Annotated in this window: 9 protein-coding genes and 1 pseudogene; 4 read left to right on the top strand and 6 right to left on the bottom strand. The window is 56.3% G+C overall.

The features are described from left to right. Together BLR97_RS19830 and BLR97_RS16195 are read left to right on the top strand one after the other, a co-directional pair. Positions 1 to 276 (top strand): annotated as a pseudogene (locus tag BLR97_RS19830) (IS3 family transposase); the annotation flags it as partial. Between the two features lie 71 nt (positions 277 to 347). Further along, positions 348 to 836: a hypothetical protein gene (locus BLR97_RS16195; RefSeq protein WP_089707565.1), complete on the top strand. Its 489-nt coding sequence runs from the start codon at positions 348 to 350 to the stop codon at positions 834 to 836. Positions 837 to 945: 109 nt separating this feature from the next. Here BLR97_RS16195 and BLR97_RS16190 read toward each other — a convergent pair whose 3' ends face one another. Beyond that, positions 946 to 1,920, bottom strand: a complete 975-nt coding sequence (locus BLR97_RS16190) for a tyrosine-type recombinase/integrase (RefSeq protein WP_089707564.1) — start codon at positions 1,918 to 1,920, stop codon at positions 946 to 948. Between the two features lie 101 nt (positions 1,921 to 2,021). Here BLR97_RS16190 and dusA point away from each other — a divergent pair, with 101 nt between their 5' ends. After that, positions 2,022 to 3,113: a tRNA dihydrouridine(20/20a) synthase DusA gene (gene dusA / locus BLR97_RS16185; protein WP_244511337.1), complete on the top strand. Its 1,092-nt coding sequence runs from the start codon at positions 2,022 to 2,024 to the stop codon at positions 3,111 to 3,113. Positions 3,114 to 3,164: 51 nt separating this feature from the next. On the opposite strand, the gene BLR97_RS16180 is transcribed toward dusA, so the two are convergent. Both BLR97_RS16180 and BLR97_RS16175 read right to left on the bottom strand, forming a co-directional pair. Continuing rightward, positions 3,165 to 4,619, bottom strand: a complete 1,455-nt coding sequence (locus BLR97_RS16180) for a catalase (protein WP_089707563.1) — start codon at positions 4,617 to 4,619, stop codon at positions 3,165 to 3,167. A gap of 187 nt (positions 4,620 to 4,806) precedes the next feature. Further along, positions 4,807 to 5,838: a succinylglutamate desuccinylase/aspartoacylase family protein gene (locus BLR97_RS16175; protein WP_089707562.1), complete on the bottom strand. Its 1,032-nt coding sequence runs from the start codon at positions 5,836 to 5,838 to the stop codon at positions 4,807 to 4,809. Positions 5,839 to 6,058: 220 nt separating this feature from the next. On the opposite strand from BLR97_RS16175, the gene BLR97_RS16170 reads away from it, so the two are divergent. Then, positions 6,059 to 6,697: a TetR family transcriptional regulator gene (locus tag BLR97_RS16170; protein ID WP_089707561.1), complete on the top strand. Its 639-nt coding sequence runs from the start codon at positions 6,059 to 6,061 to the stop codon at positions 6,695 to 6,697. Between the two features lie 3 nt (positions 6,698 to 6,700). On the opposite strand, the gene BLR97_RS16165 is transcribed toward BLR97_RS16170, so the two are convergent. The 3 genes from BLR97_RS16165 to BLR97_RS16155 all read right to left on the bottom strand — a co-directional run bounded on the left by BLR97_RS16165 (position 6,701) and on the right by BLR97_RS16155 (position 11,994). After that, positions 6,701 to 7,384, bottom strand: a complete 684-nt coding sequence (locus BLR97_RS16165) for a hypothetical protein (RefSeq protein WP_089707560.1) — start codon at positions 7,382 to 7,384, stop codon at positions 6,701 to 6,703. Between the two features lie 177 nt (positions 7,385 to 7,561). Next, positions 7,562 to 10,729 (bottom strand): efflux RND transporter permease subunit, encoded by a 3,168-nt coding sequence (locus BLR97_RS16160; protein WP_089707559.1) that lies wholly within the window; start codon positions 10,727 to 10,729, stop codon positions 7,562 to 7,564. Beyond that, positions 10,726 to 11,994, bottom strand: coding sequence for an efflux RND transporter periplasmic adaptor subunit (locus BLR97_RS16155; RefSeq protein ID WP_089707558.1), 1,269 nt, complete (start codon positions 11,992 to 11,994; stop codon positions 10,726 to 10,728). Before BLR97_RS16155 ends, BLR97_RS16160 begins: the two co-directional genes overlap by 4 nt. Positions 11,995 to 12,013 lie beyond the last annotated feature (19 nt).

Here is a 12,013-nt window from a genome sequence, read left to right as displayed (position 1 = left end):
GCATCGCTGAGCGCGGTACGGGAATGGATGCTGACGTTCGAACGGGCTTACAACGAGCAGCATCTTCACAGTGGTATCCAGTATGTCACGCCGGCGGATCGGCACCGTGGGATAGACCGAGAACGTCTTGAGCACCGGAAAGCGGTTTATGAAAGGGCGAAGCGCCGACAGCCTCAACGCTGGTCGGGCCGCACTCGGAACTGGGAGGTTCCTGGTTCGGTGTCGCTCAACCCGGGAAAAGAGCAGGAAATCGAGCGTAATAAACAGGCTGCTTAAGCGCAGCCATTTGGACAACTGGGTTGAAAATCACCGGAACCGTCGATCAAAGGGTTGAGGAGTCTCACTCCTTGATAAAGCAAATTGGGCAAACCGGAAAGCCCTCATGGGAAAGTGACACCAAGCAAGATATTAGCGAAGAATTTATTTTAAATTATTTAAAAAAATCATCCCTTTTTGGTTCTGAGATTCTATTTGCTGCAGCACTTTCTCAAAAAAATAGAAAATCCATTAAGGTAGAGTCTTTAGTTGGAGACGAAGCCTCCCCAGAGATAAAGAAATCTTATTACATGGGGTATGTTTCCGCATCACAGGCGAGTGGAATATTTGATTATACCGGCAACGTTTACAATCACTTTCAAGTATCAAATGCAAGCCAAGTATTTCTTGATCAGGCTGAAAATTATTTACTAGAAAAAATAAATGAAGCTTCAGATGACTTATCAGAATCGCTAGGCAAGCAAGCTGCCAGAAGTTTCGCTGAGGAAGGATATAACAATATTAGATCTTACTTTGAAAAAAAGCCTTCCACGGAAAAAATGCCTTCTGATGAAAAATAAGCATAATTGGATGATGCTGTGTGCAACACATCAACATCCAATATGACAGTCTAAACTGGCTTGCTGCCATGAAATATAACTTTTCGGCAGCAAAAATAACGGTATACGACTACCGTAACTGCAGTTTTTCAGGCCTTAAATGCGTGTACCGCTTCAGCACATCCCAACTCTCGTGCAGCGTGAACTGCTGCACCGCCACGATCTCATAACCTGCCTCAAATAACCGCGACGTGGCTTCGTGGCGAAGGTCGTGGAAGCGGAGATCGTCAATACGTTTGGCGGCCGTAGCGGCTCGCCACCGAGTGCCGATCGATTTAGCGCCGTAAGGAATAATCCGCGGCTCACCCTGTATACGCGGCTGCCGATGGATGATGGTCATCGCTTCGGTATCCAGGTCATCCCAGGTAAGCCTGGTAATCTCTGCCTGCCGGCGTGAGGATGCGATCGCAAAGTCCATGATGTCTTCCATGGGAATAATCGCGCTCGGCCGGATCTTCTGAGAGCGCACAAAGTAAGCCCGCAGCTTTTCGATTTCCTCACTTGTGGGGCGTCGATCCCGAGATCCTGGGCGACGGATGAGCCCTTTGCTGCGCATTAGCAGCTTGGCTGACTCGAACTCGTTTAAATCCACTGGCATTCGCCAAGCAGCCACCGCTGTTTTCAAGATGATGCCTAGCCAGGTAATGTCCTGCGATATGGTGGAGGCCATAATGCCGCTACGCTTACGCGTCTGCGCGTGATCGATGATCTGTTCGCTGCTGAGCTCATTGATTTTGACGCGTGCAATCGGAAAGCGCAGCAATTGCTCGATCGTAGCCCGCTTGCTACGACCTGCACCCTCGGCAAATTCGTGTAGGTACCGTTCAATGGCATCGTGTAGGGTCACGCCTTTCCATTTTGCAGTCAGCACGCCACCTGGTTTCGCCAATTCCAGTTCACGGCATTTCGCCCACTCCTCAGCCATCGCTTTTCTGGGGAATGTTTTTGACTCGGAGTAGTCAGGTTGATCACGCCGTGCGATGCGAATCTGCACGAGATATGAGAAACTGCCGTTCTTTTTACGGCGCTTGCGAATCGTTGTCATACTGGCCTATCAGATGTACCAAATCCAAAGCGGGTCACGTACCAAATATGTACCAGCGAACCAAGTAAAACGCCGCTTAACTACTGTAAATATGAACAGTTATGAATGATACCACAACACCGCAAACCCGCATGAAGTCTGGCACCGTCCGCCCTGAGCTGGATAGGACTTTCTCTGTCGCGCCTATGATGGACTGGACCACACGGGACTACAGAGCCTTCGCGCGTACCTTGAGTACGCGTGCGCTGCTGTATACCGAGATGGTGACGACCGGCGCTATTCTGCATGGCTCACCACGTGAGCGCTTTCTGGGCTTTGATGACGTTGAGCACCCGATCGCCCTGCAGTTGGGCGGCAGCGATGCTGTTGAGCTTGCCGAGTGCGCGGCAATTGCTGAGGCGTGGGGCTTTGATGAAGTCAATCTGAACGTTGGCTGCCCGAGTGATCGGGTGCAGAACAACATGATCGGCGCCTGCTTGATGGGCTACCCGGAGAAAGTCGCCGCGGCGGTCAAGGCCATGCAGGCGGCGGTGTCAATCCCGGTGACCGTTAAATGCCGCATCGGCGTCGATGATCAGGATGAAGACGCCGACTTGGCGCGGTTTATTGAAACCGTGGCTGATGCGGGCTGCGACACCTTCACCGTGCACGCACGTAAAGCATGGCTGCAGGGCCTGTCGCCCAAGGAAAACCGCGATGTGCCGCCGCTCAACTACCCCCGCGTTCATCGCCTGAAGCAGCAGCACCCGGCGCTGCACATCGGCATTAACGGCGGCATCAAGACCTTGGCCGAATGCCAGGCGCAGCTCAAGCACGTAGATAGCGTGATGGTGGGCCGCGAAGCCTATCAGAACCCCTGGCTGCTGGCGGGCGTGGACGAGCAGCTGTTCGGCACGCCGGGGCCCGCCGCCAGCCGTATGGACGCCGCTCGCGCGTTTTGCCCCTATATACAGAAACGCCTGGACGAAGGCGCCAAGCTCAACCACATTACGCGCCATCTGCTGGGGCTGTTTCAGGGGTGCCCTGGCGGGCGGCGTTTCCGTCGGCACCTGTCGGAACACGCCCATAAAGACGGCGCAGGGCTACGCCTGTTCGACGAGGCGCTGAGCCTGGTGCGCGAGCCAACTGGCGATGCCTCCCAGAAGCAGTCAGAAGCACCTACCTCAGACGCAAAACAGCCCGCCACCGCTTAACGGTGACGAACTGTTCTTACGCTGCAACCGGGCTGCAGCCGGAGTGATGACTTACTGGCTGCGCACGCCTTGTTCGATACGCTTGCCAATATCCGGGTCGACGTTGCGCCAGTACTCGAAGGCCCGCTCCAGCACCGGCTCGGTGACCCCGCCGGAAAGATGTCCCACTACGTTGGACACCAGCCGTTCCCGCTGGGCGTCGTCCATCACGTCACGCACCAACGCACCGGGCTGGCTCCAGTCGTCGTCATCCGGGCGCAGCGTATAGGCCGCCCGCACGAACTGCCCGTCGGTGGACCAGACGGCATCTTCCGGGTAGCGCTCCGAATTGGCGACCGGCCCGCCTTTGCTGTTCGGCGTATAAACCGGGTCCGTGGAATGCCTGATGCGCATGGCGCCGCCCTGGGCATAGCTATGTACCGGGCTCTTAGGTGTGTTAACCGGAATGTGCTTGTAGTTCACCCCCAGCCGGGCACGGTGCGCATCGGCGTAGGAAATCGAACGCGCCAGCAGCATCTTGTCCGGCGAGAGGCCGGTGCCCGGCACCATGTTGTTAGGCTCGAACGCGGCTTGCTCGATCTGGCTGTGGAAATCCGTCGGGTTCTCATTAAGCGTTAGCTTGCCGACCTCGATCGTCGGGTAGTCCTCGTGGGGCCACACCTTGGTCAGATCGAAGGGGTTTATGCGGTAGGTCTTGGCGTCGTCAAACGGCATGATCTGCATCTTCAGCGTCCAGGTGGGGTAATCCCCGCGCTTAATGGCCTCGAACAGATCGCGGCGGTGATAGTCGGCATCGGTGCCGGCCATTTCATCCGCCTGCTCCTGGGTCATGCACTTGATACCCTGGTCGGTCTTGAAGTGATACTTCACCCAGAAGCGCTCGCCCTCGGCGTTGACCCACATGTAGGCGTGGCTCGAGTAGCCGTTCATGTGCCGCCAGGTTGCCGGAATGCCCCGGTCGCCCATCAGCCAGGTCACCTGATGGGCGGATTCGGGCGCCAGCGTCCAGAAATCCCACTGCATGTCGTGGTCGCGCAGGCCGTTGTCGGCACGGCGCTTTTGCGAATGAATGAAGTGCTGAAACTTCATCGGGTCGCGAACGAAGAACACGGGGGTATTGTTACCCACCATGTCGAAGTTGCCCTCTTCGGTGTAGAACTTCACCGAAAAGCCGCGGGGGTCACGCCAGGTGTCGGGGCTGCCGCTTTCCCCGGCCACGGTAGAAAAGCGAATCACCACGTCGGTTTTGGCGCCTTTCTGGAGGAAGTTGGCCTTGGTGTATTGGCTGACGTCGTGGGTTACCTCGAAATGCCCGAACGCCCCGCTGCCTTTGGCGTGGGGCTGGCGGTCGGGAATCATTTCGCGGTTGAACGCCGCCATCTGCTCCATCAGATAATGGTCGTGCATAACAATCGGGCCGTCCTGGCCTACCGAGAGCGAGTACTCGTCGCTGGATACCGGATTGCCTGCTTCGTTGGTCGTGTTATTGGGCTTGTCGCCTGCCATCGTTAGTTCTCCCTTACATTCGAGGTGGCGCGGTCACCATCCAGTCACCGTCATCGCTGCTAATCGTCGGCCACTGGTGTTGGCTGCGTTAGTCAGTCATCAGTTATAGTTAAAGAACGGGGTTCCCGCCATCCGTGGCCGTTGCCCAGTGGCTATCACACCGATAGTTTCTGGTTATCCTCCACCGTCAATACAGCGAATCCGGGGGCGGCCCCAGGCTCGAATTGAAGCTTTCAATCGCGGTTTCGGCCTCTTCGATGGCATCAAAGCGGGCAATATGAAACAGCGCTTCGCCTTCGTTAGCCAGCGGCAAGCGGCTCATGCCGATGACGATGCCGTCGGCCATGGCGAGCACGTCGCCCTCGTCGTTGCCGAACGGGTCAGCGACCTTGCCCAATACTTCGCCTTTCGCCACTCGGGCACCCAGGCGGACTTTGGGCCGCAAAATGCCGTCGATGGGCGCGCGCGCCCAGCTAGAGCCATTGGCCACTTCCGCCGGGGCCGGCGCACGGCGTCGCTGTTCACCGGTCAGCATGCCCAAACGACGCATTACCCGCAGAACACCTCGAACCCCTGGGGCGATGGCCCATTCATCAAAGCGTAGGGCTTCACCGGCCTCGTAGGTCAGTACGGGAATGCCGCGGGTCTGGGCATAGTGGCGCAAGCTTCCCTCGCGCAGTTCGGCGTTGAGCACTACCGGTGCGCCAAAGGCGTCGGCCATGCGTTCGGTTTCACTGCCCGGGCTCAGTTGGGCGCGAATTTGCGGCAAGTTTGTCCGGTGAATCGCCCCGGTATGTAGGTCGATAATGTGCGTGGCGTGGTCGACGATTTCGTCACGAAACAGCGCCGCGATACGTCCACCCAGTGACCCCGATTCGCTACCAGGGAAACAACGGTTGAGGTCACGCCGGTCGGGCAAATAGCGGGTCTGCTGCAAAAACGCGAACACATTAACCACCGGCACGGCAATCAATGTGCCTCTCAGGCTATTGATCGTTTTGGCGCGGAGCACGCGACGAACGATTTCCACACCGTTAATTTCATCGCCATGGATACCACCGCACACCAACATCACCGGGCCATTTCGTCGCCCGTGAACCACCTCGACAGGAATATGCAGCGGCGTATGCGTGTAGAGACGTGCGACCGGCACATCGATTTGTAAGCGCTTGCCCGGTGCAATGGTATGCCCGGCTAGTTGAAAGGAGGCTCGAGCCATCTTGATTGTTCTCGCTTTGCGGGTCGCTTAGTTAACTTGCACTGTCACGACATTTAAAAACAGCGTTTCTAATACGCCTTTATACCCGCGCTGCACCAAAATAGCAGCCCCCAACGCACCTTAGCGGTGACTAGGACGTTTCCATACACAATTGAATGTAAAATAATTGCAGAATCAGATAAAATGTGTGCACAGATAACGTCACCGAGGTTGTGTTTCCATGGCAAGAAAAACAAAGGCTGAAGCAGCGGCCACGCGCGAGGCACTGCTCGATGCTGCGGAAGATATGTTTATGGAACACGGCGTCGCCCGCACCTCGCTGGAGCAAATCGCCCGTCACGCCGGTATGACTCGAGGTGCGGTGTACTGGCATTTTAAAAACAAGGGCGATATTTTCCGCGCCATGCTGGAGCGCGTTCGCATGCCGTTTCAGGAGCTGGTGGACGAAATTGAGGCCCTGGAGCACGACGTTTCCTCGTTGGAAGCTATTCGGCTTGCCTGCCTGCAGGGCTTACAGCGATTTGAACAGCACCCCCGCTCGCGTCGGGTACACGCCATCTTGATCCATCGCTGCGAATTTTTTAGCGACATCGATCCTATCGCTATGCAGCAGGAAATCACCGACGAATGCCGCGACTCGCTTTATCAGCATCTGCTCATTTCGAAACAGCAGCATATGCTCGCCGACAACCTGTCGCCCGAGGTCGCCACCGATCTTTTACAAGCCATGTTATCCGGCCTGTTTCACGAATGGATCAGAGACCCCGGGCGCTTCTCAATCTACAACCGCGGTGTACCGCTGGTTAATCAGCTGATTGGCATGATGCATCGCCAAGGCGACCCCACCCGCAAACACTGATTGCTAATGAGGCGCTAGCGTCCCAGCCGACTTGGACTTGGATCTAGATTTGCCTCTTAGCTGACGCAGCCGCGTACGGGTCTCAAGATAGGTGTCTTGCGAGACACTGCGGAACGCATCCTCTTTAGGCAGGTATTTTACCAATACGCGATGCTCGCCTGCGTTGAGCAACCGGCCATGCTTACCCAGTAACCGCACCTCGCAGGATGGGTCATCGGTAAGAACGGCAACCCCTGCCTGCCCTGCGCTGGCCGCCTGGGTGACTTTAACGCACTTGCCCAACAGGCTGCGGCGTGCCTGATGACGATGGAACCACGGCCCCATCTGCCGGCACAGGCTTTCGGCGATGGGCGATGCCAACGCAAAGCTTGCCCACAACAGCACCACTCCAATCGGTATGATAAATAGCCCCAGCGATAGCCAGCGCAGCACCAGCAATTCCACCGCCAGGGTCATGCTCGCCGCCAGCACAATCAACCAACTCAGGGCGACGGTCGTCGGCACTCCCGCAAAGCCTTGGGCGACGAGGGCGCTGGCCAAATGATCATCGCGCAGGCTGTCTTTTTCGAACAGTTCAACAGGCGCTAACCGTAGCAGAACCAATAGCCAATAAAGCCCGACTAGCGGCAGCAATATGCTGAACAGGATAAACGGAAAACTCACCAGTAGCTGGCGTACGGTATCCATGGCGTGCCCCTCCTACGCTTATATTCAATTAGTTGCGTTTTGTCTTATCAGCGTAGCGTTCGACAATAGCAATAACATGTAGCAGCGCAGCATAAAAAACGGGCATCATCGCTCACGATGATGCCCGTCAAGTTTATTGCGCTTTATCGATGCGCTTATTGATTGATAGCGCTGCGCCTAGGCAGGTTGATCGCTGTTCTGCGATTTGCCTCGGAACTTACGCCCTAACCAGTCAGATGTCTGGGCAATCATGACATAGTAGCTAGGCACAAACAGACTACCCAGAATGGCCACCGTGGCCATACCGACTGCCACAGTGGTACCAATGTGGTGGCTGCTGACATCACTTGCACCGGTTGCCAACGCCAATGGCAGCGTACCGAAAATAAACGCCAGCGAGGTCATAACGATTGGGCGGAAACGCAGCTCTGCCGCCGTTATCGCGGCTTCTCGGATCGTCTTGCCCTGCTCTTTACGCTGCAATTCGGCAAACTCCACTATCAGGATGGCATTTTTGGCCGCCAGGCCGACCACCACCAACAGACCGATCTCAACATAAATGCTGGTATCCAACCCGCGCAGCACGATACCGCCAACGCCCCCTAAGAAGGCAAACGGCGTTGAGGTCAGCACGGCCAGCGGCAACGACCAGCTTTCATACTGAGCCGCCAGAATTAGGAATACCATCAGAATACCGAAGACAATCGCCAGCGCTGCGGTACTGCCCATTTCGGCTTCTTGGTAGGCGGTACCAGTCCACCCCATGCCCCAATTGCGACCTAAGTTTTCTTGGACAATGCTCTCCATCGCCTCGATAGCCTGGGCTGAGCTGTAGCCTTCCGCTGGTTGGCCTTGGAACTGCGCCCCAAGATACACACCAAAGCGCGATACCACGGCGGGTTTGGCTTCACGCTCCAAGGTGACAAACTCGGACAGCGGAATGCGTTGGCCATCGCCCCCGCGCACGTACACATGGCTCACATCATCCGGTGTACGACGATATTCGTCTTCGTTTTGCAGGTAAACCTGAAAGTTACGGTTTTGATAACTGAAGTAGTTAACAAATCCAGTGCCAAAGGTATTGGAAAGTGTCGAATGCAAATCCTCCAGTGACACGCCGTAACTCAGCGCTTTTTGCTGGTCGATATCGGCCCGGTAGCCCGGTACGTTGACGCTAAAGGTCGTAAAAACCCGCTCAAGTGCCGGATGTGCGTTGGCCTTTTGCATGACCTGCATCGACGCATCAAACAGTTCTTGGGAACTTGCGCCGCCAAAGGACTGCAAGTAGCCGGTGAAACCCCCAGTGGTCGATAACCCTTGAATCGGTGGCGCGTTAAACGCCATCGCCGAGCCACCGGGTACTTCAGCACCGATCTGCATGATCCGGCCGACAAGCTCATTGGCGGTGATATCACGGTCGCCCCAAGGGGCCAAGTTGATAAACATCACCCCACGAGCGGTATTAACCGAGCTGGTAAGAATGTCGTAGCCCGCCACCGCCGATGAGTAATTTACCCCTGGAATGGCTTCAACGCGCTCGCTTAGCGTCGCCATGTAATCCTGCGTGCGCTCCAAAGACGCTGCGTTGGGGAGCTGTATACTCGCGAGCACAACCCCCTGGTCGGTTTCAGGCACCAGGCTGGAGGGCGTGTTTTGATAAAGCCACCACGAGCCGCCGATCACCACACCGGTCAATACCAATGCCACCACCCAGAAACGCACCAGGAACTTCACCACCACCATAAACGCCGCGGTGATGGCTGCAAAAAGCCGATCAAATAGACGCAGCGGCGTATTCACCGCGCGCATCAATTTCGACTCGCTGTGTTTGGCTTTGTGCTTGATGAAAATCGCCGATAACGCCGGCGTGAAGGTCAATGCCATCAGCGCCGAGAACGCCACCGAGATCGCCACCGTCAGGGCAAACTGCTGATAAATTTGCCCCGTAAAGCCGCCCAAAAATGCCACGGGAATAAACACCGCCGCCATGATCAGCGAGGTTGCGATTACTGGCCCGCCGACTTCCTTCATGGCGCGGATGGTGGCATCTTTGACGCTGATGTCGTCTTCTTCGCTGAGCACCCGTTCAACGTTTTCGACCACCAGTATCGCGTCATCCACCACTATCCCGATGGATAACACTAACGCGAAAAGCGTCAACAGGTTGATCGAAAAACCGAACATGTAAAAGCCAGCAAAGGTGGCCAATACAGACACTGGCACCACCGACATGGCAATCACTGTGAAGCGCCAATTTTGCAGGAAGATAAACAAAATGACGCCGACGATTAAGAACGCTTCAATAAAGACTTTTACAACGGTTTTGACCGAAGCATCAATAAACAGCGTGGTATCGTAGGGCACGACGTACTCAAGGCCTGGCGGGAAGCGTTCGCTCAGCTCCTCCATCGTGTTATTCACCGCCCGAGCGGTTTCCAGCGCGTTAGCCCCTGGCTGCTGATTGATGATGATGGGCGACATGGCATCGCCGTTCAGGCGAGCATCCACCCCGTAAGACGAGGCGCCCAGCTCAATACGGGCGACATCATCCAGACGCAATGTTGAGCCGTCCGGATTGGTGCGCAGCGCGATATTACGAAAATCGTCAACGTTGTTAAGCCGACCGCCCGCCGTGATGGTGTAGGTATAGGCGCGCGGCTCGCTTTGCGGCATAGCGGCCAAGCTACCCGCGGGCACCTCGGTATTTTGCGCGCGGATAGCACTGGCAAGCTCAGTGGGCGTTAGGTCGTATTGCGCCAGCTTTTCCGGATCCATCCAGATACGCATGGCGAACTCACCGCCCCCCAGCACCTCGGCTTCGCCGACCCCTGGAACCTGGCGAAGCTCGTCGATGATATTGAGCGTGGCGTAGTTCTGCATAAAGATTTTGTTGTAGTCACCTTCCGGCGAGAACAGCGCTACAAACATCAAAATCGAACTGGAACTTAGCTCAACGGTTACACCTTGGGCCTGAACAGCTTCGGGCAGCTGCGAGAGCGCCCCCTGGACACGGTTGTTGACGTTGATCGTACTGATATCGCCTTCGGTGCCAATATCAAACGAGACATTCAGCGACATGGTGCCGTTATCGCTGCTGTTTGAGGTCATGTAGATCATGTCCTCAACGCCGTTGATCGCTTCCGCCAGCGGGGCCGCCACCGTTTGCGCAACGGTTTCAGCGTCGGCCCCGGGGAACTGCGCCTGAACCGAAACCGTCGGCGGGACGACATTCGGGTACTGCTCAATCGGCAGCACTCGCATGCTGACGACGCCGATAATGGTCAGGATAATCGCCAGAACCGTCGCAAAAATGGGGCGGCTGATGAAGAAATTAGAGAAATTCATTGCGAGGAGTCCCCTTCCTCATCGCTTGACTGATCCCCTTCGGCACCGGCGCCTTGAGCCTGCTCGTCTTGCGCTGCCTGCTCTTGTTCATCGCGTTCGACCACTTGGTCGGCATTGCCGTCAAACGGCTGTGGTTCAATGGCCGTGCCAGGTTCAATGCCGGTCGGGTCGCCCACCACCACGCGGTCACCCTCTTCAAGGCCATCGCGTAAAATCTGCCAGGAACCCGCTACCTCGCCTAAGCTGACCGTTTGCGAGCGAGCGCGGTTGTCATCGTCCAAAACAAACACCTGGGGCCCCATCAAACCTTGGGTGACGGCAATTTCAGGCACTGCAAAAACACCGTAGCGCTTCAAACCTTCGATGCTGACACGGGCAAACTGTCCCGGCAGAATTTCACCGTCAGGGTTATCAAAGGTAGCGCTGGCTTGCACGGTACTGGTGGTATCGCTAACCCGCGAGCCCAGAAAGTCCAGACGCCCTTGAAGGGATTGGTCATCCTCCCCATCGCGCCCCGGCAGTGCCAGGCTTGCGCGAATGTCTTCGATCGATTCCCCTTCACGCAGCTGACGACGCAGGGCAAAGGCGTCGTTTTGCGGCATTTGGAAACGTACTTCCAGGGGATCCAGGGGCGTGACAGTCGCTAACTCAGTACCGGATTGCACCAAGTTACCCACGTTAATTTCACTTAAGCTGATCATGCCAGCCACCGGGGCGGTCACTTCAGCATAGTCCAGGTCGATCTGCGCACTTTCTAAAGCGGCTTCTGCCTGAGCGACGTTGGCCTGGGCCACGCCCAGATCAGCGCGTGCCTGGTCGTAGTCTTGGCGGCTGACCGAGTTTTGGTTCAGCAAACGTTCAAAACGCTGTGCATCACGTTGGGCGCGGGAAAACTCCGCCCGGGCGCTTTGCAAATCAGCTTCGCGTTGATTAACGGTCGCGCGGTAAACGTCCGGCTCGATGGAATAAAGAAGCTGATCTTCTTCGACAAATTCACCGGGCTCGAAATGACGTTCCTGCAAGTAGCCGGTCACGCGGGCGACCAGGGTCACTTCATTGTCACTGCGCAGCAACGAGGAGTAAGACTTATCCAACGGAAGGTCTTGCCGGGCCGCCTCGGTTACCGGTGCCGGTCGCGGTGGCGGTTCTTGCTGTTGCTGGGCACCCGCTTGTTCGGCTTGTTCTTCTTGGCCACAGGCAGCAAGCAGCACGCTTGCGCCTGCTACCATGAGCGCGCTGCGAACGCCATAAAACGTCTTTTTCATTACTTTTCCCTTGAGGCGC

Origin of the sequence: Vreelandella arcis, from assembly GCF_900103865.1 — a bacterium.
GTDB classification, from domain to species: Bacteria; Pseudomonadota; Gammaproteobacteria; order Pseudomonadales; family Halomonadaceae; genus Vreelandella; species Vreelandella arcis.
Note: the sequence above shows the minus strand (reverse complement) of the source record. Positions and strands in the feature narration are given on the sequence as shown.